We start from the raw sequence: 25,602 nt of genomic DNA, 5'->3' as shown, positions 1-25,602 counted from the left end.
GTGCGACACATCGTGCTATGGCCTGCCGGTTTGATGGACGCGGTTGCCGACGAAGCCCTCAAGTTGAATACCACGTTCACGCAACTTCTGGAGCGTTGGGTCAACGAGACTTCCTCGGATGACATATCCGAGATTTCTCCCGAAGCTCCTCAAGTGTTCCCCGATGATGAGATTGTTAGACGTGTAATTCTCTGGGAAGACACCGTAGAGCAGACACTGGCGAGCCTAAGTTCTGCATTGCCGGGTGTGGGGGTTGACGAGGTCTTGCAGTCCTGTGCGCTTAGGAGGGTGGCGCCTGCTCCTTCTCGCACCACCTCTGGAGTACACGCTCCTCGCTAACCCGGCCCTACACCAGCTTTCAGTGGGCGTGGCAGGCGCTCCTCTTTCGCTGCTGCGGGGTAGCTACCGAGTCGAAGCTCCTCGTCCCGGGGGGTCCGTGGAGCTGGCCATCCCGGCCACGACGTATTCCTATCTCTGACATCAGGCGGCTGATTGTTGAGCGTGCGGCACGGGCGCCGGCCGGGCTGGAGCGGGGCGGAGACAGGAGCGCAGGCCCGGCCGGGGGCCGGGCCGCGCGCGGGGAGCGGAGTGAGCCGCCTTGAACTCGTGAAGAAGGTTGTTACTCGGTAGTGGCTGTGATGCGCCACAAGGGAGCGTCGTACTGCTGCGGACGGCTGTTGATGAGCAGTTGGCGTAGGTCCTCGCGCAGGGAGCCGTTGAGGTTCAGGGCCTCGGTGATGCGGCGGAACGTCGTGTGGGTGACTCCGCGGCTGCGGGCCTCGGCTTCGAACTGGTCGAGCTGAGACAGTACGGCCTCTCGGTCGAGCTGTACCGGTGGCTGGTCCTTGAGCCACGCGGCCTTGTTGCGCTCGTAGTCGATTTCCGAGTAGCCGCAGATTTCGCGGCTGTGTGCCTCTACCTCGTCCAGGGTGGCGGTCGTCAGGATGGCGCGGGCCAACTGGTTGCGGGTCAGCGCCTCGTCCAGGTCGACCTCGTGGACCGTTGGTCCTTCGTCGGTGAGGGGGACCGGGAGGCCGGCGTCTCGCATTTCGCAGGTGCCGCGTACGCCTCGGGCTGTCGCTGCGAGCATCCCGGTTGCCTCGGAGGGGTGCCATTCCATGACCGAGCTGATCGGCTCGGTGTCCTTCGCGGTGAGGGTGTGGAGGAGCGGGCCGAGCATGTCGCACAGTTCGTGGAGAGGGAGTTCGCCATCGAGGCCGGGGCCCGCTACCAGGAGGCGGACAGGAGCGTTCACCTGGCAGCACGCGGCGAGCGTGACGGCGTCGGCGAGCGGGCTCTTCAGCGTCGGTTCATCGCCGCGGGCGAGGACGTCGCCGCCTACGTCCAGGAGATCGATCGAGGCCGGTGACAAGTGGTCCACCAGCTCTTCGAGTTGGCGGGTGACACCCTCGACCCCGTGGCGTGCGTCGATCAGCGCGAACGTGTGCCGGAGCTCTGCTGCGAGTCGGGGGAGAGTCGAACCCGCCGGGGCGATGGGGCGGGCCTCGGCCTGCACTGCCCAGACTGCTGGAGTGAGGGGCTGGAGGCCGGTGAAGTTGTTCGGTCCTCGGGGACCCGGAACCGGGTCGATCAGGAGGCGGTCCCACGCGTACGTGAGGATCACCGCCTGGTCCTCGTCGCCGTAGAGGGCGGCGTGAATCATTGCGGCGGCGACTGCGTCGCCCCCTCCTCCTGCTGCGACGATCAACCGCGTCATACGTCTCAGCCTACGGGGTGGGGGGTTGACCACTCACCCTATAGTGGCTAGAGGCCATAGCCACTTGTATCGAGAAGCAGGCCTCAGCTCGGTAGCGGGGTGCCCGCATACTCGCCTGGGGCTCGCCTTGGGTGAGGAGGACTGATGCCGCAGATCGAGGAGGCTCAGCCGAAGTATCTCCAGATCGCGCACTACATCCGTGATCAGATTCTTCGGGGTGACCTGCGACCGGGGGACGAGGTGCCGTCAGAACGGCAGTTGGCGGCGGACTGGAAAGTCTCCCGGCCCACGGCCGCACGGTCGTTGGAGGCGCTGAGCCATCAGGGGCTCGTCGAGAAGCGTCAGGGGTCGGGCACGTACGTGCGGAGCCTCGAAGTCAACCGGCGGGCTCGTGAGTTGTACGGGCGCGCTCGGCAGACCGGGAAGATCTACACGCCGGGCGAGTACGCAGTGATCACTTCTGCCGGTTGGCTGGAGGCGCCGGACCATGTGGCTGAGGCGCTGGGTCTGGTGAAGGATCGCCGTGCGGTGCATCGGCGGCGGGTGACCAACAACCAGGACGGGCCGATCACGCTGTCTACCTCGTGGTTCGCTCCGGATGTCGGTCAGCGCGCGCCGAAGCTCCTGGAGCCGGAGCGGATCCAAGAGGGGACGCTGCTGTACGTCGAGAACATGACCGGACGGCAGGGGAGTTACGCGGAAGACCGCATGTGTGCGCGTGCGGCAACTGAGGAAGAGGCCGCGGACCTTCAACTTGCCGTCGGCTCCGCCGTGCTGATCGTGCACCACGTCGTCTTCGACCTCCAGGACCGGCCGTTGGAGTTCGCTGAGGCCACCTACCCGCCGCATCGCTGGGCGTTCGAGCAGGGCTACCCCCTCACCTGAGGGGGCCAGTTACGGCGAATCGCTTGCGTCGCCCAAGTGGCTAATGCCACTATCCAGGAAGTGGCTAAGGCCACTTCACTGGGAGGAGGCGCGGTGTGACGAGTCAGCGGCCGGGTCAGGGCACGCACTTACCTTGCCGGGGTTGCCGGGGGCGCGGCTGGAAGCGCGTCGGCTCACGAACGACCCTGGCGCTTGCCACAGCCGCCGATCGCACCCGTGCCACATCAAAGCGGCGCTGCCTCGACTGCGACGGTAGCGGCAGGAAGTGAGCACCTGATGGCTTACATGATCGACCGCTACCCGTCTGAGGAGTCACCGCGTCTCGGTGCGATGACCTTGCACCCCGTCGCTGAGTCTGTGCCACGGGCTCGGCGCTGGTTCCGCAAGTTCATCGCCCCGTACAACCCGGCCTGCTCCGTCGACGACTGTGCGTTGATGATCTCGGAGCTGGTGACCAACGCCATCGCTTACGGCCGGTCGGACGAACCCTGGCTTGTGTGGGTCGAGTGGTTCCGTGAGGGGACTTCGCTCCGGGTCGACGTGCACAACCCCGGCTTCCCGGCGAACGTGCGGTTGAGGCACCCCGACGCCGACGACGCCCACGGGCGTGGACTGCTCCTGGTCGATTCGCTGGCCGAGTCGTGGCACGCCGCACCGAGCCGCTTCGGCGGAACCGTCGTCTCCTTCGTGGTGGCCGATGCCTGGCCCGAAAGGTAAGAGTTGGCTCCGCTTCTACTGTGACAATCGAAGATTCGCTAGTCTGGTTGACCAGTTGACTTGGCCAATCCCGACAGGCGGCGTTCATGGCGTATGAAGTGGAGCCACCGAAGTACGTGCGCCTCGCACAGACGATCCAGCGTCGCATCGAGGACGGCACGTACCCGCCTGGCACTCGGGTGCCCAGCGAGAACCAGTTGGTGCAGTCCTTCGGGATGTCCCGCCCCACCGTCGTGCGGGCGCTGGAACTGCTGAAGCGTGACGGCTGGCTGGAGTCCCGACAGGGGTACGGCACGATCGTTCGGGACCGGCCGGAAGTGGTCGAGCAGAAGGACAGGCGGGGGCGAGAGGCCCTGCAGCGCGATGAGTCCCAGACCTCGGGACGCCTCGTGGAAGTCGCTGAAGTCGTGATTCCGGCGCGAGTCGCCTCAGCGCTCGGCTTGCCGAAGAAAGCCAAAGTTCTCATGCGCCGCTTCCTCGTCGAGGAGGAAGGCGAAGCAGCTGAGCTGGTCTCGTCGTACTTCCCCGCCGGCTTGGTGGAGGGCACTGAGCTGGCGAGCCCCGAAGTCCTCACTGGCAGTGTGCGCGAGCACCTGGAGGCGAGGAAGAAGATCCGATTCGACCATGTCACGGAACGGGTCTCAGCTCGGCTCCCTGAGGCAGGTGAAGCCGGACTCCTGGGCCTGCCGGACGGCGTGCCCGTGCTGAGCGTCCTGGTCATCGTGTGCGACGCGTCAGGGCAGGCATTGCAGGTCTCTGACGTGCTGCTTCCCGCTGACCGGCAGGAACTTGAAGACACTTACCGCCTCAGCTGACGGGTGAACGCGCCTCAGCTCCGAGGTTGGCGGCTGGCAAGTCGGTAGATCACGTATGTGAGGGCCAGGATGAAGTCCGCGGCCACCCAGAGCCCGATCACCAGGCCCACCCCGATTGTGGTGCCGACGTCGTTCGCGTCGTTGCACAGTTCTAGATCGTCTCCCGTCAGGCCGCGGCATTCTTCGGGCGTGCCGCTGGCGCCAGTGGCGCCCGCTATGACCCAGGCCAGGAACAGGAGCTGCACTGCGAGGAAGACCCACAGGAAGACACGGTGTCGCTTCCTCGGCGGGGGCGCCGTGTTGCCCTCGTGCGGGGGCTGACTTGGGGGCGACCCCTGAGGTGGTCCTTGCCAAGTGGTCGGCGGTGGTGTTGGCCCTTGCGGATTGCGAGGGCCCCACGACTGCGGTCCTGGAGCGCGGTCCTTCTTGCTCATATCGCCCTCCCTTGCTGCTGACTTCATGGTGCGCTCGGGGTCACTTGGGCGCTCGCTGGCCACCGCCAAGTCACTTGACAAGTCAACCTGGCATCCGTAGCCTCGAACTTGCTAAGTCAACTTGTCAGGTGGCGAGTTGGTTGATCGACAAGGAGAAATCTCTGTGCGTGTGATCCGTATTGACGCCTCGGCCGCCACGATCCTGCTCACCGAAGCGCCGGCGCCGAAGATGCGTGACCGGCAGACCGGTGAGATTGCCAAGGACGCCGTGAGTGGTGAGGCGCTGATGACCGTCGGCGTCGTCTACATCGACGAGGGTGAGTCGTCGCTGCTCCAGGTCACCGTCCCCGAAAGCGGTGTGACAGACGGACTGACCGTCGGGGCCCCGGTTTCGCTGCCGGGGCTCATCGCTCGGCCGTGGGAGAGCGTGTTCAACGGGCAGCAGCGGCACGGTATCGCCTACCGGGCGACCGCTGTTGCTCCTGGCGCCTTCCCGATGGAGCAGGCGGGCTGATCGTCGTGACCGACCTGGTGACGTGGGCCGAGCTGGGCGGGTCGCTCGCTGCGATAGGCGGCGCGGCCTACGCCCGGCATGCCCATCCGGCGGCGTACTGGTCCACGGTCGGGCTGCCCGTCTCGGTGGCCCGGCTGCTGGCCTCGTACACCTCCACCATGGACGCGTGCGGCCTGACGGTCGAGCCGCCCCGGTGGCGGGCCCTGGCCGTCAAGGCCACGACTCGCCGTGAGGTCCGGCCGGTGCCTCCTCGTCGGGGCATGATCCGGCCCACCTCGACCGGTCTGCGGCTCCGGCTGCGGCTGGCTCCGGGCCAGGAACCGGCGGACGTGGCGGCCTCGGCCGAACGGCTCCGGCATGCGTGGGGCGTTCACGCCGTGTACGTGCGGGACGTCAAGCCCGGTGTCGTGGAACTGCGGCTCGTCGGCTTCGACGTCCTGCGCAATGTGCGGATGCCCCGCCGGACCGATGCCGGTCCGCTCCGCGTGCCGGTGGCTCTGCGGGAGGACGCAACCGCCTTCGTGCGGGACTACCGGGCCGTACCTCACGAACTCGTGCTCGGCGCCACGCTGTCCGGCAAATCCATGTTCCTGCGGAACCTGCTCGCCGGGCTGGCCGCTCAGCCGGTGGTCCTGGTCGGGATCGACTGCAAGCGCGGGGTGGAGCTGGCGCCGTTCACTCCCCGGCTCTCTGCGCTGGCGACCGACCCGCAGCAGGCGTCCGAGCTGCTGCCCGTGCTCGTCAAGGAAATGGAGGACCGATACGACCTGATCAAAGCGCGGCAGGGCATCGCGCCTGGCACCCCGGATGAGCTGATCACCTCGGACGTCTGGGGCCTGCCGGAGGACGAACGTCCGGCTCCCATCGTGCTGTTCGTAGACGAAGTGGCAGAACTCTTCCTCGTCGCGACCAGGAAGGAGGAAGAGCGGCGGGACGAGATGGTCACCCAGCTCATCCGGCTCGCCCAGCTTGGCCGTGCGGCCGGCATCTATCTGGAGGTGTGCGGGCAGCGCTTCGGGGCCGAGCTGGGCAAGGGAGCGACCATGCTCCGGGCTCAGCTCACGGGCCGGATCTGCCATCGGGTGAACGACGAAGCGTCCGCGAAGATGGCGCTCGGTGACATCGCCCCTGAGGCTGTCTCGGCCTCCTGCGCCATCGCCGCAGAGTTGCCCGGCCTCGCCGTCGTCGGCGACACCTCCGGCGGCTGGTCCCGCATCCGCACCCCTCACCTGTCCCTCGCCGACGCTGCGGCCACCTGCCGCGAGACGGCGCACCTCGCCCCGGACGTTCCGGCGCTCGCGCCCTTCCGGCCCTACGCGCCTCCCGTGCCGGTGAAGGAGTCCGGCCCTCTGGCCATTCCTCAGCCGATCACCGAGTAGCCAACCCGCTTCCACGGTCGGCGCGGCCGTCCTGCGCCAAGTCTCTACCCCCCCATGCCCGGAACTGGAAGGAGTGGCCATGCGTGCCCTGCCCGTCCGCGTGGACGCCGTGCTCGTGCAAGCCGTGATCGCCGCCGCGCTGTCCTTCGCTCACCTGCATGACCTGGCGCTCGCTGCCGGACAGGACGGCTGGAAGGCGTGGGCCTATCCGATCTCCGTCGACCTGCTGCTGGTCGCGGCCTGGCGGCGTCTGCGCTCCGGTGAGTCGAAAACGGCCGGGTGGTGCTGGTTCCTCGTCGCACTGATGGCGTCCCTGGGCGCCAACGTCGCCACCGCCGGTCTGCTCGACCTGGAGAACGTACCGGCGTGGCTCCGCATCCTCGTCGCTGGCTGGCCCGCGGTCGCCTTCCTCGGCGGCACGCTGCTCGCTCACGGAGCAGTGAATCCCAGCGCGGATCGGGCGACGGCACCGGAACCGCCTTCGACAGCACAGGCGCCGGAACCGACCGCCGCAGATGTCGAGCCGCTCACGGCAGCGCCCGAACTGCCTGCCGCCGCGCCGGAGTCAGCTTCATTTCCTCCTTCCTCGGTACCGCCCGCGCTCGTCACTCTCGCCCGGAAGGTCGCCAACGAACACCGCGCCCGGACCGGAACCGACATCGACACCTCGACCCTTCGCGCCCGGCTCGGTGTCCCGACGCCGCTCGCCGAAGCCATCACCACCCAACTCAACTGACCCGGAGGAACCTCCCCCTTGCGCCCGTCCACGCTCCGCGCGCTGAAGCGCGCCGCCGAGCTGACCCGACAGAACCGCCTGACCGAAGCCGTGCTGATCGCCGAGCCGGTGATCCTCGCCGCCGACAGCTACGAGGGCGACGAGATCTTGCGCTGGCTGGCCGACCACGTCACCGACTTCACCGGCGAGACCGACAAGGAGATGCCCTGATGTCCGCCAACCGCCGTTTCCGCCGCGTCGTCCGCATCGGCCCCGTCCAGGTCGCCACGTACTACGACGGCAGGGGCCGCGAGAAGCACACCGCCGCCTGCACGGCTCCGCGCTGCGGCTTCGCCACCGACTACGACAGCCGCGCCGCCGCCGAGCTGGCCGCGCGCACCCACCGCTGCCGCGTCCGCTGAGGAGTTCCCGTGACCGTCTCGCTGCCGCTCGTCTTCGTCTTGGGCGTCATCGCCTGGGCCGCGATCAAGTTCCTCGGCATCCGCCTCTGGGTCGCCGTCGTGATCGCGCTGTTCGGCTTCTGGCTCTCGCACACCATCCTCGCCCCGGCCATCGAGTCCGGCACCCGCTCCGGGGTCGACGTCGTCAACGGCACCCGCGAATGACACCCCGACTGACAAGGAGTCCTGCGATGTTCCGCCCCAAGCTGCCCGACACCCCGCACGTCCCGAGCATCACCACCCACATCCCGCAGGACCACGCCCCGGTTCCCTCCGCCGGCCGCTCGGTCGCCCCGTTCGTCAGGGTCGGCGCCGGTGCGGTCGCCGCCGTGGTCGTCGTCGGCGTCGTCCTCACCGCGCTCCTGGCGGCGGTCGCCGTCTCGGCCGTGTCCGTGGCCATCGCCGCCGTGGTCCTGCGCTCCCTCGTCACCGGCGCCAACAGGCGCTGACCGGCCGCCGGGGCGGCAAACGCCGCCAAGCATCCCGCCGCCCCGGGGCCGTCCCTCCCAACCGCCGAAACAGCCGAAAGGAAGACCCATCATCACCTGGCAGACTCCGCCCCCGTTGGCGGAACTCTCCATGCTGGCCTCCCTCGGCACCATGCCCGAGCTGGCCCGCCAACTCTCCGGCCTGGGCGGCTGCACGAACCCCGTGCGCCTCGACGGCCACCGCACCGAGTACGCCGTCGACCGGACGACCGGAGAGATCGGGCGCGTCCTCCAGCACCTCGACTCGTCCTCCCTGCCCGCCGGCAGTCTCCTCGTCCGCTGCAACAACCGTCGCGCCACCCGCTGCGCGGCCTGCGCGGAGGTCTACCGCCGAGACACCTTCCACCTGATCACCGCCGGACTCCGCGGCGGCAAGGGCACCGCCGAACAGGTCGGCACACACCCACGCGTCTTCGCCACCCTCACCGCACCGAGCTTCGGCCCCGTCCACAACCGCCCCTCCAGCGGTCGGCCCTGCCGCTGCGGCACCCGGCACGACGAAACAGACCCAGTGCTCGGTACACCCCTCGACCCGGACACGTACGACTACGAAGCGGCCGTGCTCTGGAACGCCCACGCCGGAGCCCTCTGGCGGCGCTTCTCGATCTACCTGCGCCGTGAGATCGCCAAGCGCGCCGGACTCACCCAGCGCGCGTTTCGGCATCACGCACGCGTCTCCTTCGCCAAGGTCGCCGAGTACCAGAAGCGGGGCGCCGTCCACTTCCATGCGGTCATCCGCCTCGATGGCCCGGAGGGCGGCGACACGGCACCTCCGGCCTGGGCGTCCGCCGAGCTGCTGACCGACGCCGTCCATGCTGCCGTCACCGCCACACGCGTCAACGGACCGGACGTCGACGGCCGCGCCCACACCTTCACCTTCGGCTGTCAACTCGACGTACGCACTATCCACTCCGCCGACTTCGACGGCGGCCAGGAGCTGACCGACCGGGCGGTGGCCGCGTACATCGCCAAGTACGCCACCAAAGGCGCCGAGACAGCGACCGGCACCCTGGACCGGCCGATCCGCTTCCTCGCCGAGCTGGCACAGGCCCGGATCACCGACCACGCACGCCGCATGATCCGGACGGCCTGGACCCTCGGCGCTCACAAGCACCTCGAACACCTCCGCCTGCGCGCCTGGGCCCACATGCTCGGCTTCCGCGGCCACTTCACCACCAAGTCCCGCCGCTACTCCACCACCCTCGGCGCCCTCCGAGACGCCCGCGCCGAATGGCGCCGCGCCCAAGCCGACACGGTCGCTCCCCAAAAAGGCGAAACCACGCTCGTCCTCGCCCACTGGGTCTTCGCCGGAACCGGCCTCAGCACCGGTGAAGCCTGGCTGGCCGCATCTCTCGAACCCGCCCCCGGAACGGAAGGAGAACCGACATGGACGCCCGTCGTGACGAGCTGATGACCGTTCGCCAAGTCCTGGATGAGCTGGGCGGTGTCTCCCGTCGGACGTTCTACCGCTGGCGAGAACTGGGGTACGGACCAGCCGCATTCAAGCTGCCCAACGGAGAGCTGCGGGTTTGGCGGAGTGACTTCAACACATGGCTGCGACAGCTGGAGGAGGCGGCGTGAAGTCTCTCGATGTGAAGGTCTGGGGAGTCCGCAAGCGGGACACCAAAACGCCCTCGTACGGCGTCCGCTGGTCCGTCGCAGGCAATGTGTTCTCGGAGTCCTTCCGCACCAAGGCACTTGCCGACCACTACCGCACGAAGCTCATGCGGGCCATGCGCGACGGCGAGGAGTTCGACACGGAGTCGGGACTTCCGGCCTCAATGGAAGAGAAGAAGTCGGCCGTGTCGTGGTACGCCTTCGCTCTTAGGTACCTCGCCATGAAATGGCCTCATGCCGCCCCCAACACACGGGACGGCATCAATGAAGCCCTCACCAGCGTGACGCTGGAACTCCTCGACGAGCGCGCCGGACGACCATCCGACGAGGAGATCCGCAGAGCATTACGCAACTGGGCCTTCGTGCTGCCGGGGCCCGATGACCGGGAAATCCCGGACGACGTGCGGAACGTGCTCCACTGGGTGTCCAAGGCATCCCGGCCGCTCGCCGATCTTGCTGAAGCGGCCACGGCTCGCACGGTCCTCGACTCGCTGAAGCTCAAGCTCGACGGCACGGCAGCAGCGGCGGAGACCGTGCGGCGCAAGCGTCGGACACTCGTCAACGCCGCGAACTACGCCGTGGACCTGGGGGAGCTGAGGGAGAACCCCATCACGGCTGTCCGCTGGCAGAAGCCGAAGGTGTCCAACCAGGTCGACCCGCGGGTTGTCGCCAATCCGGAGCAGGCACGGAACCTCCTGGCGGCGGTTTCCTACGTGGGCGGGTACCGGCGCGCCCGTGGTCGTCGCCTCGCGGGTCTTTTCGCCGCCATGTACTTCGGCGGTCTTCGGCCGGCGGAAGCGGTCGGCCTTGCCGAGACGGATCTGACCCTTCCTGAGCAAGGCTGGGGCTCGGCGCTGCTCCACCGGACCCGTCCGTCTGTCGGCAAGCAGTGGACCGATTCGGGGGAGACCCATGACGACCGCGGGCTGAAGAACCGGCCGACCGAGGACGTCAGGCGGGTGCCGATCCCACCTCACCTCGTGGCCGTGCTCCGCGAGCACCTGGCCACCTTCGGAACGGCGGAGGACGGGCGGCTGTTCTTCAGCGAGAAGGGCTCAGTCGTTCCGTCCTCGACCTACTACCGCGTGTGGCAGGAAGCTCGGCTCCTCGCGCTTCCGCCGGCCGTCGCGGCTTCGCCGCTCGCGAGTCGGCCGTACGACCTCCGGCACTCGGCGCTGTCGACGTGGCTCAACGCCGGTGTCGACCCCACAGAAGTGGCCGAGCGCGCCGGCAACAGCGTGGAAGTCCTGCTGACCCGCTATGCGAAGTGCCTCGACGGACGGCAGGACGTCGCCAACCGGCGTATCGAGGACCTACTTCGCGAATACGAGTGAAGCACGCTGCACTCCACCGAGGCCCCGGGCATCTTGTCCGGGGCCTCTCTCGTCTTGAGCCCTACCTGCTGCGACGCTTTCGAGTGGAGATCAGACGAGGGGGCTCGTGGAGCTGAAGGTCACGCGCTGGAAGCGGTACGGACATGATCGCCTGTGCGCGAACCTGCCGGATGGCACTGCTGTCGGCTGGGCGGACGTGAGGACGGGGGACATTACGGTCCTGGTCGCCGAGTATCGCGACGACGTGATCGCCGTGTTGACACACCACTTACGGGACAGTCCTGAGCCGGTCTCGCCGCAGGAGCGTCCTGGAGCCGCAGCCCGCCCGATGCTGCCCCCTCTGACGCCGGCAGATGACCTGTCCACCAACCGTCCCGGGGAATCCCTCCGTGATCTGCTCGCCGAGTCCGGCCCCGGCCTTATCGAGCGAGTCGTCTCATTGCTGCTGCGACGCCCCACTGAGTGGGACTCGTGGCGTAAGGGTCTGGCGGGGGAGAGGAGAGTAGGAGCAGAGCTGAACCGCTTGGCGCGTCGCGGGTGGCGGATCCTGCATTCCATCCGACTCGCCAACAATGTGGATGTCGATCATTTGCTGATCGGGCCTGGCGGGGTGTTCAGCATCAATAAGAAGCACCACCACAACAAGGCCGTATGGGTCGGCGACGATGCTGTGAAAGTCGATCACGGAAAGCCGGCGCCCTACGCACGCAAGAGCCGAGCGGAGGCCAAGCGAGTCGTTCGGGTGCTTGAGCACTACTGCGACTTCCCCGTACCCGTTGAGCCAGTGCTTGTCTTTGTCGGCGTCACCGACCTCAAGGTGGTTGCCACGCAACTCGACGTCCGGGTGTACCAGGAGCGCCAAGTCTCGGCTCTGGCCCCGCTCTCAGGCATGCTGACCACCGAGCAGGTAGAGCAGGTGTACAGCGTCGCTCGCCATCGCCAGGCCTGGAGCAAGGCTTGAGTCCGTGCCCCGCAGCCTGGTGCCGGGCGTTCCCCTCGCTCCTGCGGGCTCCCGCCCTTTTGCGGACGTCACCTGCGGCGATGCCTCAAGATCCCGTCCACGCCTCGTCCACAGAGCCCGACATACACCCGCTCCGGGCCGCATACGCCTGCACATACGCGAAGACCCCGGCCTCAGCGTTTCCGCTGGTGACGGGGTCTTTGGGCACCTCATACAAGGTGCCCCCGGCAGGATTCGAACCTGCGCACACGGCTCCGGAGGCCGTTGCTCTATCCCCTGAGCTACGGGGGCGTGTTCGTCGCGTTGCTCGCGGCGACGGGTAGAACACTACCAGCTCCCTCGGGGTGGTCATGAACGGGTTTCTGCTGTCGGGGGCGGGGGTGTGGGGCGTTCGTGCGGGGTGGAAGTGGGGAAAACCGGGACGCGATGGCCGGGGGCGACCTACTCTCGAGTTGTGCCAGGGGCGTCGGGCCGGGTGCTTGTTGTCGACGACAACAAGGTCATCCGGCAGTTGATCAGGGTCAACCTCGAGCTTGAGGGGCTGGAGGTCGTGACCGCGGCTGATGGTGCCGAGTGTCTTGAAGTCGTGCATCAGGTGCGGCCCGATGTCGTGACCCTCGACGTCGTCATGCCGCGGTTGGACGGGCTCCGGACCGCCGCTCGGCTCCGGGCCGATCCGCGGACCCGGGACGTGCCCCTCGCCATCATCAGCGCCTGCGGCCACCACGAGATCGAGGCCGGGCTCGAGGTGGGCGTCGACGCCTTTCTCGCCAAGCCCTTCGAGCCCGCCGAACTTGTCCACATGGTGGGGAAGTTGGTCGAGCGGGCCCGAGGTGGGGGCCGGGAGCGCGGTGGTGGTCCCGATGCCGGCGGCGATGGTGCCGAGGTGAAGGAAGTGGATCTACCCGCCGTGCCGTAGGCGAGTGGGACCTGCGCAGTGCTGAACGGGTGCCGCGTCCACATCGCGGACCGTACCGAAACCGGCTCGCATACCCACCCCCTTCCTCCCATACGCTTGTCCCGTGACCCCAGTCGAGCTCTCCCGCACCGTGCTGCACGCCGTGCGTCGCGCCGTCGACGAGGGTGAGCTCAGCGTGACGGTGCCGGAGCGGGCCGTGGTCACTCCGCCGGGGCCCGGGGGCTGCGGCGACTACGCCACGAACATCGCCCTCCAGCTGGCCCGTACCGCGGGGGAGCCGCCGCACCGTGTGGCCGAGATCCTGCGAGCGAGGCTCGTGGAGGAGCAGCGCATCGACGACGTCGTCGTCACCGGGCCCGGGTTCCTCAACTTCAGCCTTGAGCGCACCGCCGCCGCCGACCTCGTCGAGGAGATCCTGCGGCGCGGACGGTCCTACGGCCACGCCGACGAATTCAGCGGGAACATCGTCCGGCTCCTGTGCCCGGCGGAGGTGCGTGCCGTCGTGGTCGCGGACGCCGTCGCCCGTGTGGTGCGCAGCCAGGGTGACGCCGTTCGTGTGGAGTGTGAGGGCCGTCCCGCCCTTGAGTGGGAGTCCCTCGTTGTTGCGGACGCCGTCGCCCGTGTGGTGCGCAGCCAGGGTGACGCCGTTCGTGTGGAGTGTGAGGGCCGTCCCGCCCCTGAGTGGGAGTCCCTCGTTGTTGCGGACGCCGCTGCCCGTGTGGTGCGCAGCCAGGGTGACGCCGTTCGTGTGGAGTGTGAGGGGCATGTCGCCCCCGAGTGGGAGTCCGTCCTCGCCGTGCGCGGCAGCGTCCGGGGGCCCCGTGAGGTCGAGGGCCGCGTCGTCACCGTCCGGCCCGTCCCCGCCCCGGCGGATCCCCTGCCCCTCGGCCGGGACGCCGCCCGCTGGGCCCTGCTGCACCCGGCCGCTCATGACCGGCCCCGGATCTCCGGTGATCACCTCGTCCAGCGGGAGAGCAATCCCCTCTTCCGCGTCCGGTACGCCCATGCCCGCACCCGGGCCCTCCTGCGCAACGCCGCCGACCTCGGCTTCCACCCCGAGCCCGGTCCCGTGAGCGAAGCGGAAGCGCTGCTCGCCGCACTCGGCGATCATCCCCGCGTCCTCGCCGCCACCGCCACGCATCACACCCCCGACCGCCTGGCCCGGCACCTGCTCGCTGTCGCCGATGCCGCGATGCCCCTGTTCCCCACCGTGCTGCCCCTCGGTGAGGAGAAACCCTCGGCCGCCCACCGTGCCCGGCTCGCGCTCGCCGAAGCCGCCGGGGCGGTGCTGGCCGGCGGCCTGTCCCTGCTCGGCATCGACGCTCCCGACCATCTCTGAGAGACACGTACAGATCATGAGCCGTTCCGCACACCCCGCCGGGCCCCGTCACGCCGATGTCCTCCCCGAGGGCCACTACTCCGCTCCGCCCGCCGACCTCAACGCGCTGGATCCCAAGGTGTGGGCCCAGACCGTGGCGCGTGACGAGGACGGTGTCGTGACCGTCGGCGGCATTCCCGTCACCCGGCTCGCCGAGGAGTTCGGCACCCCCGCCTACGTCCTGGACGAGGCCGACTTCCGGGCCCGCGCGCGTGCCTGGCGCACCGCCTTCGGGGCCGGCGCCGACGTCTTCTACGCCGGCAAGGCGTTCCTCTCCCGTGCCGTCGTGCGCTGGCTCGACGAGGAAGGGCTGAACGTCGACGTCTGCTCCGGCGGTGAGCTGGCCACCGCCCTGTCCGCCGGCATGCCCGCCGAGCGCATCGCCTTCCACGGCAACAACAAGTCCGTCGACGAGATCACCCGGGCCATCGAGGCCGGTGTGGGGCACATCGTGCTCGACTCCTTCCAGGAGATCGTGCGCGTCGCCCACATCGCGCAGAGCCTCGGGAAGCGGCCGAAGGTCCTCATCCGGATCACCGTCGGCGTCGAGGCCCACACCCACGAGTTCATCGCCACGGCCCACGAGGACCAGAAGTTCGGGATCCCCCTGGCCGGCGGGCAGGCCGCCGAGGCCGTGCGGCGGGCGCTGCAGCTCGACGGTCTGGAGCTCGTCGGCATCCACAGCCACATCGGGTCGCAGATCTTCGACATGTCCGGGTTCGAGGTCGCCGCCCACCGGGTCGTCTCGCTGCTGAAGGCCGTCCGCGACGAGCACGGTGTCGAGCTGCCCGAGATCGACCTCGGCGGCGGGCTCGGCATCGCGTACACGAGTGACGACGACCCGTGCGAGCCGCACGAGATCGCGAAGGCGCTCACCGAGATCGTCACGCGGGAGTGCGAGGCCGCCCGGCTGCGTACTCCCCGTATCTCCGTCGAGCCGGGGCGGGCCATCGTGGGGCCGACGGCCTTCACGCTCTACGAGGTCGGCACCATCAAGCCCCTCGACGGGCTGCGGACGTACGTCTCCGTCGACGGCGGCATGTCGGACAACATCCGCACCGCGCTGTACGACGCCGAGTACAGCGTCGCGCTGGTCTCCCGCACCTCGGACGCCGAGCCGATGCTGGCCCGCGTCGTCGGCAAGCACTGCGAGAGCGGGGACATCGTGGTCAGGGACGCGTTCCTGCCGTCCGACCTGGCACCGGGTGACCTCGTCGCCGTACCGGCCACCGGCGCGTACTGCCGGTCGATGGCCAGCAACTACAACCACGTGCTCCGCCCGCCGGTCGTCGCCGTCGACGGCGGTGAGGCCCGGGTGATCGTCCGCCGGGAGACGGAGGAGGACCTGCTGCGTCTCGACGTCGGCTGAGCGACAAGCCGCGGGCGACGGGCGGCGGAAGATCTCCTGTCTGCCGCCCCCGCGAAAATGAAATAGATGTCTCACGATCCGGACCGGGGGCAGAAACTCCCGTCCGGTGAGTGAGACTGGTTCCACCGAAGACGGTAAAGAGGAAACGAGGTCGGATGATGCGTACGCGTCCGCTGAAGGTGGCGCTGCTGGGCTGTGGAGTGGTCGGCTCAGAAGTGGCGCGCATCATGACGACGCACGCCGACGACCTCACGGCCCGGATCGGGGCCCCGGTGGAACTCGCGGGCGTGGCCGTACGGCGGCCCGACAAGGTGCGTGAGGGCATCGCGCCAGAACTCGTCACCACCGACGCCACCGCCCTCGTCAAACGCGGCGACATCGACGTCGTGATCGAGGTCATCGGCGGCATCGAGCCCGCCCGAGGCCTCATCACCACCGCCTTCGAGCACGGCGCCTCCGTCGTCTCCGCCAACAAGGCGCTGCTGGCCCAGGACGGGGCCGCCCTGCACGCCGTCGCCGGACAGCACGACAAGGACCTCTACTACGAGGCCGCCGTCGCCGGTGCCATTCCGCTGATCCGGCCGCTGCGCGAGTCCCTCGCCGGCGACAAGATCAACCGGGTGATGGGCATCGTCAACGGCACGACGAACTTCATCCTCGACAAGATGGACTCGTCCGGCGCCGGCTACCAGGAGGCCCTCGACGAGGCCACCGCCCTGGGCTACGCGGAGGCCGACCCGACCGCCGACGTCGAGGGGTTCGACGCCGCCGCCAAGGCCGCGATCCTCGCCGGTATCGCCTTCCACACGCGCGTGCGCCTCGACGACGTCTACCGCGAGGGCATGACCGAGGTGACCGCGGCCGACTTCGCCTCCGCCAAGGAGATGGGCTGCACCATCAAACTGCTCGCCATCTGTGAGCGAGCCGAGGACGGGCAGTCCGTCACCGCGCGGGTGCACCCCGCGATGATCCCGCTGAGCCACCCGCTGGCCTCCGTCCGCGGCGCCTACAACGCCGTGTTCGTCGAGTCCGACGCCGCCGGGCAGCTCATGTTCTACGGCCCCGGAGCAGGCGGTTCCCCCACCGCCTCGGCCGTGCTGGGCGACCTCGTGGCTGTCTGCCGCAACCGGCTCAGCGGCACGACCGGACCGGGCGAGTCCGCCTACGCCGCGCTGCGGGTGTCCCCGATGGGTGACGTGGTCACGCGGTACCACATCAGCCTCGACGTGGCCGACAAACCGGGTGTTCTCGCCCAGGTCGCGACCGTCTTCGCCGAGCACGGAGTCTCGATCGATACGGTTCGCCAATCGGGGAAGGACGGCGAGGCCTCCCTCGTCGTCGTCACGCACCGTGCGTCCGACGCCGCCCTGACGGGGACCGTCGAGGCGTTGCGCAAGCTCGACACCGTGCGTGGTGTCGCCAGCATCATGCGGGTTGAAGGAGAGTAACCAGCAATGACCCACCAGTGGCGCGGAATCATCGAGGAGTACCGGGACCGGCTGCCGGTATCCGACAGCACGCCGGTCGTGACGCTCCGTGAGGGCGGCACGCCCCTCGTGCCCGCGCAGGTGCTCTCCGAGCGCACGGGCTGCGAGGTCCACCTCAAGGTGGAGGGCGCGAATCCGACCGGCTCCTTCAAGGACCGCGGTATGACCATGGCCATCACCCGGGCCAAGGAGGAGGGCGCGCAGGCCGTCATCTGCGCCTCCACCGGCAACACGTCGGCCTCCGCCGCCGCGTACGCCGTGCGGGCCGGTATGGTCTGCGCCGTGCTCGTGCCGCAGGGCAAGATCGCGCTCGGCAAGATGGGCCAGGCCCTCGTGCACGGCGCGAAGATCCTCCAGGTCGACGGCAACTTCGACGACTGCCTCACGCTCGCGCGCGGTCTGAGTGACAACTACCCCGTGGCGCTGGTCAATTCCGTCAACCCGGTGCGTATCGAGGGTCAGAAGACGGCGGCTTTCGAGATCGTGGACATGCTCGGCGACGCGCCCGACATCCACGTCCTGCCGGTGGGCAACGCGGGCAACATCACGGCCTACTGGAAGGGCTACAAGGAGTACGCCGCCGACGGCATCGCCTCCCGTACTCCCCGCATGTGGGGTTTCCAGGCCTCCGGTAGCGCCCCGATCGTGCGCGGCGAGGTCGTCAAGGACCCCTCGACCATCGCCACCGCCATCCGCATCGGCAACCCGGCCTCCTGGCAGTACGCGCTCGCCGCGCGGGACGAGTCGGGCGGCTTCATCGACGAGGTGACGGACCGTGAGATCCTGCGCGCCTACCGGCTGTTGGCGTCGCAGGAGGGCGTCTTCGTCGAGCCGGCGTCCGCCGCGTCGGTCGCCGGTCTGCTGAAGGCGGCCGAGCAGGGCAAGGTCGACCCGGGGCAGCGCATCGTGTGCACCGTCACCGGCAACGGCCTGAAGGACCCCGACTGGGCTGTCGCCGGTGCCCCGCAGCCGGTCACGGTACCCGTCGACGCGGCGACCGCGGCGGAGCGCCTCGGCCTGGCCTGACGTGCGGGTATGCACCGAGCGCCGGTGCAGCGCCCGACACGTTCCGGCGTAAGACGGCGCTCGCCCGGGGAGGTTCCCTACGGGGGGTGCACAGGGGGCTTACGACACGCATCGTGCGCCTCCTGTGCGCCCTGTGTCGTCACAGAACCTTCCTTCGATAGGCTGTACTGAACCCGCCCGCCGCATATGCCTCCGCAGGGAGCGCGGTGCCGAGCCGTCTCCGCGGCCGGGACAGCTGCCGGCCACCCCGGCCGGCAGCGGCCCCCAGGGTTCTCGTACGGCATCGAATGTCCACTGAACGTCATTCGACAATCACCGCAGCTCAAGGAGAGTCATCGAGCGATGGCCGGTCCAGCGTTCCGCGCCGCCGCCGTCCGGGTGCGCGTCCCCGCCACCAGCGCCAACCTCGGCCCGGGCTTCGACGCCCTCGGCCTCGCGCTGGGCTTGTACGACGACGTGGTCGTCCGGGTGGCCGACTCCGGGCTGCACATCGACATCGCGGGTGAGGGCAGCGAGACCCTCCCGCGCGACGAGCAGCACCTTCTCGTACGTTCCCTGCGCACCGCGTTCGACCTGCTGGGCGGGCAGCCGCGCGGCCTGGAGATCGTCTGCGCCAACCGCATTCCGCACGGCCGGGGCCTCGGCTCCTCGTCGGCCGCCATCTGCGCCGGGATCGTCGCCGCCCGCGCCGTGACCATAGGTGCCGACGCCAAGCTCGACGACACCGCGCTGCTGGAGCTCGCCACCGAGATCGAAGGCCACCCCGACAATGTCGCGGCGTGCCTGCTCGGCGGCTTCACGCTGTCCTGGATGGAGGGCGGCGCGGCGCGCGCGATCAGGATGGAGCCCTCGGATTCCATCGTTCCGGTGGTTTTCGTCCCCGGAAAGCCGGTCCTCACCGAAACCGCGCGCGGTCTGCTCCCGCGCACCGTGCCGCATGTCGACGCGGCCACCAACGCGGGCCGGGCCGCCCTGCTCGTCGAAGCCCTGACACGACGCCCCGAACTGCTCCTGCCCGCCACGGAGGACCGTCTGCACCAGGAGTACCGCGCCCCCGCCATGCCCGAGAGCGCGGCACTGGTGGAGCGGCTGCGGGGCGACGGCATCCCCGCGGTGATCTCCGGGGCCGGACCGACGGTCATGGCGCTGGCCGACGCGGACAGCGCCGACAAGGTCGAGGCCCTGGCGGGCGCGGACTGGGCCGCTAACCGGCTGCGCCTCGATCAGCAGGGCGCGAGCGTGCTGCCGCTCGCGACCCCAGGTGACATCTGAAAGCGCGCGATTGCCGGATTTCGAGAGGGGGAATGTTTGTTGGATCCGGTAGTGTTAATCTCAAGTCTGCACCCGACCCCACCATGGCGAGGTGCCTCGTGTCCCCGTCCGGGACAGACATTCTTCCGGGAGCCCCCCAAACCGCACTGTGTTCCGTACGTCGGACCGTACGCCGTACAAGGACACTGAGCGGGGCGCAGGGCATGCTCCGGAACCGGTGCGACCACGCCGCGTGACACTGACACTGGGTGCCACGGCTCAAGGAAGCGCCATCACCAGATTCCTCCGCCGCTTAGGCGGACCACCGCCCCGGCACGGTTCACACCACACGAACCGAAGCCGGACAGCACAACCGGTCGCCGAGCCAGACAGGCCGACGTCCGCTCCAGGGAAGGACCCTTCGTGAGCGACACCACCGATCTGATGGGCGCACGTGTCGAGGAGACCGCTGCCGCGCCCGCCACGGACGCCTCCGCGCCTGCCAGCGGTGCCGGCTCCCGGCGGCGCCGTGGTACCGGCCTCGAGGGCATGGTGCTGGCCGAGCTGCAGCAGGTCGCATCCGGCCTCGGCATCAGGGGCACCGCGCGTATGCGCAAGAGCCAGTTGATCGAGGTCATCAAGGAGGCGCAGGCGTCCGGCGGCGCCGCTCCGGCCGCGAAGGCCGACGCCCCCGCCGAGACCAAGCCCAAGCGCCGCGCCACCTCGCGGACCCGTACGGGCGACAACGCCGAGAAGGCGGACAAGAAGGCGGACGCGAAGGAGGCCTCCCAGGCCCCCGCGGACAAGGCCGACAGGGCCGTGGCCCAGCAGCAGATCGAGATCCCCGGCCAGCCCGCCGCAGGCGACTCCCGGTCGGGCGAGAACGAGCGTGGGGGAGACGACGCGCCCGAGCGCCGCCGTCGCCGGGCCACCGCCGAGGCCGGAGCCCCGGCTTCCGCCACGGAGACCATCGTCGCCGAGGCGAAGAACGACTCCAAGGCCGAGACGCCGTCGCAGCAGCAGTCGCAGAACAACGAGGCCAAGTCCGACGCCGGTGACGGCGAGGGCCGTCGCCGCGACCGCCGCGACCGCGGGCGTGACCGCGACCGTGACCGTGACCGTCGCGGTGGCAAGGGCGACGACCAGCAGGGCGGCCAGCGCGGCCAGCAGCAGAGCCAGGGCGGCGGCGGCCGTCAGGACCGCGGCCAGCAGCAGCCGCAGGACGACGACGACTTCGAGGGCGGCCGTCGTGGGCGTCGCGGCCGCTACCGCGACCGCCGGGGCCGTCGTGGCCGCGACGACATCGCCTCCGAGCCGCAGATCAACGAGGACGACGTCCTGATCCCCGTCGCGGGCATCCTGGACATCCTCGACAACTACGCCTTCATCCGCACGTCCGGCTACCTGCCCGGCCCGAACGACGTGTACGTCTCCCTCGCCCAGGTCCGCAAGAACGGCCTGCGCAAGGGCGACCACATCACCGGCGCCGTGCGCCAGCCCAAGGACGGCGAGCGGCGCGAGAAGTTCAACGCGCTGGTGCGCCTGGACTCCGTCAACGGCATGGCACCCGAATCCGGGCGCGGGCGACCGGAGTTCAACAAGCTGACGCCGCTGTACCCGCAGGACCGCCTCCGTCTGGAGACGGACCCGGGCGTCCTCACCACCCGCATCATCGACCTCGTCGCGCCGATCGGTAAGGGCCAGCGTGGTCTGATCGTGGCCCCGCCGAAGACCGGCAAGACCATGATCATGCAGGCGATCGCCAACGCGATCACCCACAACAACCCCGAGTGCCACCTGATGGTCGTCCTCGTCGACGAGCGTCCCGAAGAGGTCACCGACATGCAGCGGTCGGTGAAGGGCGAGGTCATCTCCTCGACCTTCGACCGCCCGGCCGAGGACCACACCACGGTCGCCGAGCTGGCCATCGAGCGCGCCAAGCGTCTGGTGGAGCTGGGGCATGACGTGGTCGTGCTGCTCGACTCGATCACCCGTCTGGGCCGTGCGTACAACCTCGCCGCCCCGGCCTCCGGCCGCATCCTGTCCGGTGGTGTCGACTCGACCGCCCTGTACCCGCCGAAGCGCTTCTTCGGTGCCGCCCGCAACATCGAGGACGGCGGCTCGCTGACCATCCTCGCCACCGCCCTGGTGGACACCGGGTCGCGCATGGACGAGGTCATCTTCGAAGAGTTCAAGGGCACCGGCAACGCGGAGCTCAAGCTCGACCGGAAGCTCGCCGACAAGCGCATCTTCCCGGCGGTGGACGTCGACGCGTCCGGCACCCGCAAGGAAGAGATCCTGCTCGCCCCCGACGAGCTCGCCATCGTCTGGAAGCTGCGCCGGGTGCTGCACGCCCTCGACCAGCAGCAGGCGGTCGAGCTGCTGCTCGACAAGATGAAGCAGACGAAGTCGAACGCCGAGTTCCTGATGCAGATCCAGAAGACCACTCCGACGCCGGGCAACGGCGACTGAGGCAGGTCGAGCCGGTAAGAACGCACAAGAGGGCCGCTCCCGAACGGGGGTGGCCCTCTTGTGCTGTTGGTGTGCGGGTAGGATCACGCTCTCTTCGAACTTGTGATCCCGAGGGGGGACATACGTGCGCACACCCATGCCCGGGGGCGGTCGGCACAGACGCCGGATACGCATCGCACTGCCCGTCGCCGCGGCCGGTGTCGCCGCCGCCGTGGCCGGCGCGCTGCTGACGACGTCCGCCGACGCGGCCACCGCGCTGCCGCAGCCGACGGTCAAGCCCGTCACCAGCTCTCCGTCGCTCGCCGAGCTGGAGAAGCGCGTCGCGGGCGCCATGGCCGGTGACGACGTCGCCGGCAAGACGAGCAAGGCCGCGCTCAGCGCGGGCACGGTCGCCGGCGGCATCGACCCGAAGATCATCGGTGGCAACGAGACCACCATCAGCACGGCCCCGTGGATGGCGCAGCTCCACTACTACGACGACCGGGGCACCTCGACCACCGGCGATGACATCGGCTTCTTCTGCGGCGGCGCCGTCGTCGCGCCGACGAAGATCCTCACCGCCGCGCACTGCGTCAAGGGCTACAACTGGAACGGCAACGGCGCCGTCGTCACCGGCACCGCCCAGCTGCCCTCGGCCGACGGCACCGACCTGCACGGCGGCACCGTCACCGGCGTCTGGCGGCAGTGGAACCACCCGTCGTACAACGCGACGACCATCGACAACGACATCGCGGTGCTGACCCTGCCGGTCCCGGTCAAGGTCACCCCGATCCGGATGACGACGTCCGGCGACACCACGTCGTACAAGGCCGGCACCAGCGCCAAGGTCTACGGCTGGGGCCGCACCAGCTCCACCAGCGACGACATCTCCGAGACGCTGAAGACCGCCACGCTGCCCATGCAGTCCGACACGACCTGCTCCGGCGCGTACGGCAGCGACTTCGTCAAGGGCCACATGGTGTGCGCGGGCAAGCCCGCCACCGGCAGCGACGCGGGCACCGTCTCCGCGTGCAACGGCGACTCCGGCGGCCCCCTGGTCGTCAACAACCGGATCGTCGGTGTCGTGTCCTGGGGCGTGACCGACTGTGTCGCGAAGGGCGCCTACAGCGTCTTCGCCAAGGTCAGCTCCTACGTCGGCGCCGCCTATCCGCGGCTCGACGACACCAACATCAGCGGCGACCACAAGGCCGACCTCTGGGTGCGCAACGCCTCCACCAAGACCGGCTACTCCAAGAACTCCAACGGCACGTCCTTCGCCGCCCGCGAGTCCTGGGGCGACTGGAGCGGCGTGAACGTCGTCCTGCAGACGGACCTCGACCGCGACGGCTACCAGGACCTGGTCTACCGGCGCAGCAGCGACGGCGACCTCTTCTGGGCGCACTACGTCATCTCCAGCGGCACCTGGTCCACCAAGCAGATCGCCGACAACTGGAAGAGCCGCACCCGTATCGTCACTCCCGGTGACGTCACCGGCGACTACCTGCCCGACCTGCTCTCGGTCGACTCGGCGGGCGTCATGTGGATCTACCCGGGCAAGGGCAACGGCACCTTCGCGACCCGCGTGAAGGTCGGCTCCGGCTGGAACCAGTACAACTCCGTGCGCGGCAAGGGCGACTTCAACGGGGACGGCAAGACCGACCTGATCGCCCGCAGCTCGTCCGGCAGCTACCTCTACCTCTACAAGGGCACCGGCACGGCCGGCTCGGGCGCCTTCTCGGCCCGGGTCAAGGTGCGCACGTGGAGCGGCTACAACGCCTTCGACGCGCCCGGTGACGTCACCGGCGACGGCAAGGCCGACTTCCTGGCCCGCACCCCCGGCGGCACGCTCTACCTGTACCCGGGCACGGGCAAGGGGACCAGCGAGATCTTCGCCACAAGGAAGTCCGTCGGCACCGATTTCAAGCAGTACGACATCTTCGGCTGAAACCGCAGGTGAGCGGGGTTCACCCCGCAGTGACGAACACGCACTGTGCCCACCGTTCCACACGGTGGGCACAGTGCGTTGTGCAACCCTTTCCCGAGTTCCTCCGTCTGGCCAGGTGGAGCGACGATAGTGCGAGGAAGGGTCTTTTCCGGCCACGCCTGGCACTGACCGCAGGGGGTAACCGACCGTAGAAGAGCTGAGGAGCACATGTCTGCCGAGAGCACGCCGGGGCCGGGCATACCGGGCGACACCGGCACCAACGGAGCGCGTCACCGCGGCAAGGGCCGGCGCCACAAGCCCCAGCAGCGTCACAAGGGCCTGGTGATCACGGCGTGGACCGCCGCGGGCATCGTCGTGCTGGGCGGCGCCGGAGCCGGGTACATGTACTTCAAGCTCAACGGCAACCTCAAGAGCGTCGACATCGACCAGGCCCTCGGTACGGACCGGCCCAAGAAGGCCGACAACGGCTCCGAGAACATCCTCGTCCTGGGCTCCGACACCCGCGCCGGCGGCAACAAGAAGCTCGGCGGCGGCACCGACGACGGCAGCGCCCGCTCCGACACGGCCATGATCGTGCACGTCTACAAGGGCCACAAGAAGGCCAGCGTGGTCTCCATCCCGCGCGACACCCTCATCGACCGTCCCTCGTGCACGGACACCAAGGGCGAAGAGCACCCCGCCGCCCGCGGCGTGATGTTCAACTCCGCGTACTCCACCGGCGGGGCGACCTGCGCCGTGAAGACCGTCGAGTCGATCACCGACCTGCGCATGGACCACTACCTGGAGGTCGACTTCTCCGGCTTCCAGAAGCTCATCGACGACCTCGGCGGCGTCGAGATCACCACGACCAAGAGCATCGACGACCCCGACAGCCATCTGAAGCTGAAGGCCGGCACCCACACGCTGGACGGCAAGCAGGCCCTCGGCCTGGTCCGCACCAGACACGGCGTCGGTGACGGCTCCGACCTGGGCCGCATCCAGCTCCAGCAGGCCTTCGTCAAGGCCCTGGTCAACCAGATCAAGGACGTCGGCGTCTTCTCGGACCCGAAGAGGCTGCTCGACCTCGCGGAAACCGCTACCAAGGCCGTGACGACCGACTCCGACCTCGGTTCGGTCAACAAGCTCGCGTCCTTCGCGAACGGCCTCAAGGGCATCAGCCCGTCCCACATGCACATGATCACCATGCCGGTGGCCTACGACCCGGCCGACCCCAACCGTGTCCTCCTCCAGGAGAAGAAGGCCGACCAGATCTGGCAGGCCCTGGAGAACGACGAGCCGATCCCCGCGAGCGCCACCAAGGGAACGGCCACGGGTGAGGCCAAGGGAGTGGTCAGCGGCTCCTGAGGGGCCGCGCGGAATAGATCGCGGCAACCCCCGGTTTTGGGGGATGGGCCCAGTCCTGGCAGACTGGTACGTCGGCTCCGGTTCACGCTCCCGCATCCCGCGTCAGCGACCCGGCGCCCTCCCGAACCTAGGAGACACCTTGAAGCGCGACATCCACCCCGAGTACGTCGAGACGCAGGTCAGCTGCACCTGTGGCGCGTCGTTCACCACCCGCAGCACCATCGAGTCCGGCGCCATCCGCGCCGATGTGTGCTCCGAGTGCCACCCGTTCTACACGGGCAAGCAGAAGATCCTCGACACCGGTGGCCGTGTGGCCCGCTTCGAGGCCCGCTTCGGCAAGGCCGCCGGCTCCAAGAAGTAGCGAGCCTCCTAGGGCCTCCCCGGCGGATCCTGTC

Annotated in this window: 26 protein-coding genes and 1 tRNA gene; 24 read left to right on the top strand and 3 right to left on the bottom strand. The window is 69.0% G+C overall.

The genetic code is table 11. The features are described from left to right. Positions 1 to 619: 619 nt before the first annotated feature. Entirely contained in the window at positions 620 to 1,717 is a 1,098-nt protein-coding gene (locus tag ACIQHQ_RS14550; RefSeq protein WP_402612266.1) for a DUF1152 domain-containing protein, read from the bottom strand. Positions 1,718 to 1,861: 144 nt separating this feature from the next. Between ACIQHQ_RS14550 and ACIQHQ_RS14545 the strand changes: the two genes are divergently transcribed. The 3 genes from ACIQHQ_RS14545 to ACIQHQ_RS14535 all read left to right on the top strand — a co-directional run bounded on the left by ACIQHQ_RS14545 (position 1,862) and on the right by ACIQHQ_RS14535 (position 4,134). Continuing rightward, positions 1,862 to 2,602, top strand: coding sequence for a GntR family transcriptional regulator (locus ACIQHQ_RS14545; protein ID WP_402612265.1), 741 nt, complete (start codon positions 1,862 to 1,864; stop codon positions 2,600 to 2,602). Between the two features lie 276 nt (positions 2,603 to 2,878). Then, positions 2,879 to 3,319, top strand: coding sequence for an ATP-binding protein (locus ACIQHQ_RS14540; RefSeq protein ID WP_402612264.1), 441 nt, complete (start codon positions 2,879 to 2,881; stop codon positions 3,317 to 3,319). Between the two features lie 86 nt (positions 3,320 to 3,405). Next, entirely contained in the window at positions 3,406 to 4,134 is a 729-nt protein-coding gene (locus tag ACIQHQ_RS14535; RefSeq protein ID WP_398663732.1) for a GntR family transcriptional regulator, read from the top strand. A 14-nt stretch (positions 4,135 to 4,148) separates the two neighbouring features. Here the strand turns inward: ACIQHQ_RS14535 and ACIQHQ_RS14530 are convergent, their stop codons facing one another. Continuing rightward, positions 4,149 to 4,379, bottom strand: coding sequence for a hypothetical protein (locus ACIQHQ_RS14530; protein ID WP_398663733.1), 231 nt, complete (start codon positions 4,377 to 4,379; stop codon positions 4,149 to 4,151). A gap of 352 nt (positions 4,380 to 4,731) precedes the next feature. Here ACIQHQ_RS14530 and ACIQHQ_RS14525 point away from each other — a divergent pair, with 352 nt between their 5' ends. The 11 genes from ACIQHQ_RS14525 (at position 4,732) to ACIQHQ_RS14475 (ending at position 12,037) form a co-directional block, all read left to right on the top strand. Next, entirely contained in the window at positions 4,732 to 5,082 is a 351-nt protein-coding gene (locus ACIQHQ_RS14525; protein ID WP_398663734.1) for a hypothetical protein, read from the top strand. Positions 5,083 to 5,087: 5 nt separating this feature from the next. Continuing rightward, complete coding sequence (locus tag ACIQHQ_RS14520; RefSeq protein WP_402612263.1) at positions 5,088 to 6,461, top strand: FtsK/SpoIIIE domain-containing protein; 1,374 nt, start codon at positions 5,088 to 5,090, stop codon at positions 6,459 to 6,461. 79 nt (positions 6,462 to 6,540) lie between these two features. Next, on the top strand, positions 6,541 to 7,197 hold the full coding sequence (locus tag ACIQHQ_RS14515) for a DUF2637 domain-containing protein (RefSeq protein WP_402612262.1): 657 nt from the start codon (positions 6,541 to 6,543) through the stop codon (positions 7,195 to 7,197). Positions 7,198 to 7,215: 18 nt separating this feature from the next. Further along, positions 7,216 to 7,407: a hypothetical protein gene (locus ACIQHQ_RS14510; protein WP_104783024.1), complete on the top strand. Its 192-nt coding sequence runs from the start codon at positions 7,216 to 7,218 to the stop codon at positions 7,405 to 7,407. Beyond that, complete coding sequence (locus tag ACIQHQ_RS14505) at positions 7,407 to 7,598, top strand: mobile element transfer protein (RefSeq protein WP_142159485.1); 192 nt, start codon at positions 7,407 to 7,409, stop codon at positions 7,596 to 7,598. Before ACIQHQ_RS14510 ends, ACIQHQ_RS14505 begins: the two co-directional genes overlap by 1 nt. Before the next feature lie 9 nt (positions 7,599 to 7,607). After that, positions 7,608 to 7,802 carry a hypothetical protein gene (locus tag ACIQHQ_RS14500; protein WP_030901895.1) on the top strand — a complete coding sequence of 65 codons (195 nt, stop codon included), beginning with the start codon at positions 7,608 to 7,610 and terminating at the stop codon, positions 7,800 to 7,802. Between the two features lie 26 nt (positions 7,803 to 7,828). Beyond that, on the top strand, positions 7,829 to 8,086 hold the full coding sequence (locus tag ACIQHQ_RS14495) for a SpdD protein (protein WP_402612261.1): 258 nt from the start codon (positions 7,829 to 7,831) through the stop codon (positions 8,084 to 8,086). Between the two features lie 130 nt (positions 8,087 to 8,216). Further along, a complete protein-coding gene (locus ACIQHQ_RS14490; protein WP_402612676.1) occupies positions 8,217 to 9,536 on the top strand; it encodes a replication initiator in 1,320 nt (439 codons plus the stop codon). Continuing rightward, positions 9,512 to 9,706: an AlpA family transcriptional regulator gene (locus ACIQHQ_RS14485; protein ID WP_030246378.1), complete on the top strand. Its 195-nt coding sequence runs from the start codon at positions 9,512 to 9,514 to the stop codon at positions 9,704 to 9,706. Before ACIQHQ_RS14490 ends, ACIQHQ_RS14485 begins: the two co-directional genes overlap by 25 nt. Continuing rightward, positions 9,703 to 11,076, top strand: coding sequence for a tyrosine-type recombinase/integrase (locus ACIQHQ_RS14480; RefSeq protein WP_402612260.1), 1,374 nt, complete (start codon positions 9,703 to 9,705; stop codon positions 11,074 to 11,076). Before ACIQHQ_RS14485 ends, ACIQHQ_RS14480 begins: the two co-directional genes overlap by 4 nt. A 106-nt stretch (positions 11,077 to 11,182) precedes the next feature. Continuing rightward, entirely contained in the window at positions 11,183 to 12,037 is an 855-nt protein-coding gene (locus tag ACIQHQ_RS14475) for a nuclease-related domain-containing protein (protein ID WP_402612259.1), read from the top strand. A 219-nt stretch (positions 12,038 to 12,256) separates the two neighbouring features. On the opposite strand, the gene ACIQHQ_RS14470 is transcribed toward ACIQHQ_RS14475, so the two are convergent. Further along, a tRNA-Arg gene (locus tag ACIQHQ_RS14470) sits at positions 12,257 to 12,328 on the bottom strand. Positions 12,329 to 12,443: 115 nt separating this feature from the next. Between ACIQHQ_RS14470 and ACIQHQ_RS14465 the strand changes: the two genes are divergently transcribed. The 10 genes from ACIQHQ_RS14465 (at position 12,444) to rpmE (ending at position 25,568) form a co-directional block, all read left to right on the top strand. Beyond that, positions 12,444 to 12,956 (top strand): PleD family two-component system response regulator, encoded by a 513-nt coding sequence (locus ACIQHQ_RS14465; protein WP_402612258.1) that lies wholly within the window; start codon positions 12,444 to 12,446, stop codon positions 12,954 to 12,956. A gap of 103 nt (positions 12,957 to 13,059) precedes the next feature. Further along, positions 13,060 to 14,295, top strand: coding sequence for an ArgS-related anticodon-binding protein NrtL (nrtL, locus tag ACIQHQ_RS14460; RefSeq protein ID WP_402612257.1), 1,236 nt, complete (start codon positions 13,060 to 13,062; stop codon positions 14,293 to 14,295). A gap of 16 nt (positions 14,296 to 14,311) precedes the next feature. Beyond that, positions 14,312 to 15,703 (top strand): diaminopimelate decarboxylase, encoded by a 1,392-nt coding sequence (lysA, locus tag ACIQHQ_RS14455; protein ID WP_402612256.1) that lies wholly within the window; start codon positions 14,312 to 14,314, stop codon positions 15,701 to 15,703. A gap of 155 nt (positions 15,704 to 15,858) precedes the next feature. Then, positions 15,859 to 17,151, top strand: a complete 1,293-nt coding sequence (locus ACIQHQ_RS14450; protein WP_402612255.1) for a homoserine dehydrogenase — start codon at positions 15,859 to 15,861, stop codon at positions 17,149 to 17,151. Positions 17,152 to 17,157: 6 nt separating this feature from the next. Beyond that, positions 17,158 to 18,216: a threonine synthase gene (gene thrC, locus ACIQHQ_RS14445; protein WP_402612254.1), complete on the top strand. Its 1,059-nt coding sequence runs from the start codon at positions 17,158 to 17,160 to the stop codon at positions 18,214 to 18,216. Between the two features lie 342 nt (positions 18,217 to 18,558). Beyond that, the gene (thrB, locus tag ACIQHQ_RS14440; RefSeq protein WP_402612253.1) at positions 18,559 to 19,488 is read left to right on the top strand and encodes a homoserine kinase; all 930 of its coding nucleotides are present in this window, start codon (positions 18,559 to 18,561) and stop codon (positions 19,486 to 19,488) included. 402 nt (positions 19,489 to 19,890) lie between these two features. After that, positions 19,891 to 21,939, top strand: coding sequence for a transcription termination factor Rho (gene rho / locus ACIQHQ_RS14435; protein WP_402612252.1), 2,049 nt, complete (start codon positions 19,891 to 19,893; stop codon positions 21,937 to 21,939). Between the two features lie 136 nt (positions 21,940 to 22,075). After that, the gene (locus ACIQHQ_RS14430) at positions 22,076 to 23,863 is read left to right on the top strand and encodes a trypsin-like serine protease (protein ID WP_402612674.1); all 1,788 of its coding nucleotides are present in this window, start codon (positions 22,076 to 22,078) and stop codon (positions 23,861 to 23,863) included. 207 nt (positions 23,864 to 24,070) lie between these two features. After that, positions 24,071 to 25,207 carry an LCP family protein gene (locus tag ACIQHQ_RS14425; protein WP_402612251.1) on the top strand — a complete coding sequence of 379 codons (1,137 nt, stop codon included), beginning with the start codon at positions 24,071 to 24,073 and terminating at the stop codon, positions 25,205 to 25,207. Positions 25,208 to 25,346: 139 nt separating this feature from the next. Further along, positions 25,347 to 25,568: a 50S ribosomal protein L31 gene (rpmE, locus tag ACIQHQ_RS14420; RefSeq protein WP_031140670.1), complete on the top strand. Its 222-nt coding sequence runs from the start codon at positions 25,347 to 25,349 to the stop codon at positions 25,566 to 25,568. The last annotated feature ends 34 nt before the right edge of the window (positions 25,569 to 25,602 follow it).

Origin of the sequence: Streptomyces sp. NPDC092370 (assembly GCF_044755265.1) — a bacterium.
GTDB lineage: Bacteria > Actinomycetota > Actinomycetes > Streptomycetales > Streptomycetaceae > Streptomyces.
This window is presented reverse-complemented; position numbering and strand designations above follow the sequence as displayed.

Excerpts from the sequence above, each read along its gene's own strand:
- ACIQHQ_RS14545 (WP_402612265.1), top strand. The coding sequence starts at position 1,862 with ATGCCGCAGATCGAGGAGGCTCAGCCGAAGTATCTCCAGATCGCGCAC.
- ACIQHQ_RS14515 (WP_402612262.1), top strand. The coding sequence starts at position 6,541 with ATGCGTGCCCTGCCCGTCCGCGTGGACGCCGTGCTCGTGCAAGCCGTG.
- ACIQHQ_RS14505 (WP_142159485.1), top strand. The coding sequence starts at position 7,407 with ATGTCCGCCAACCGCCGTTTCCGCCGCGTCGTCCGCATCGGCCCCGTC.
- ACIQHQ_RS14550 (WP_402612266.1), bottom strand. The coding sequence starts at position 1,717 with ATGACGCGGTTGATCGTCGCAGCAGGAGGAGGGGGCGACGCAGTCGCC.
- ACIQHQ_RS14540 (WP_402612264.1), top strand. The coding sequence starts at position 2,879 with ATGGCTTACATGATCGACCGCTACCCGTCTGAGGAGTCACCGCGTCTC.
- ACIQHQ_RS14485 (WP_030246378.1), top strand. The coding sequence starts at position 9,512 with ATGGACGCCCGTCGTGACGAGCTGATGACCGTTCGCCAAGTCCTGGAT.
- lysA (WP_402612256.1), top strand. The coding sequence starts at position 14,312 with ATGAGCCGTTCCGCACACCCCGCCGGGCCCCGTCACGCCGATGTCCTC.
- thrB (WP_402612253.1), top strand. The coding sequence starts at position 18,559 with ATGGCCGGTCCAGCGTTCCGCGCCGCCGCCGTCCGGGTGCGCGTCCCC.
- ACIQHQ_RS14495 (WP_402612261.1), top strand. The coding sequence starts at position 7,829 with ATGTTCCGCCCCAAGCTGCCCGACACCCCGCACGTCCCGAGCATCACC.
- ACIQHQ_RS14430 (WP_402612674.1), top strand. The coding sequence starts at position 22,076 with ATGCCCGGGGGCGGTCGGCACAGACGCCGGATACGCATCGCACTGCCC.
- ACIQHQ_RS14425 (WP_402612251.1), top strand. The coding sequence starts at position 24,071 with ATGTCTGCCGAGAGCACGCCGGGGCCGGGCATACCGGGCGACACCGGC.
- ACIQHQ_RS14450 (WP_402612255.1), top strand. The coding sequence starts at position 15,859 with ATGATGCGTACGCGTCCGCTGAAGGTGGCGCTGCTGGGCTGTGGAGTG.
- ACIQHQ_RS14490 (WP_402612676.1), top strand. The coding sequence starts at position 8,217 with ATGCTGGCCTCCCTCGGCACCATGCCCGAGCTGGCCCGCCAACTCTCC.
- thrC (WP_402612254.1), top strand. The coding sequence starts at position 17,158 with ATGACCCACCAGTGGCGCGGAATCATCGAGGAGTACCGGGACCGGCTG.
- ACIQHQ_RS14535 (WP_398663732.1), top strand. The coding sequence starts at position 3,406 with ATGGCGTATGAAGTGGAGCCACCGAAGTACGTGCGCCTCGCACAGACG.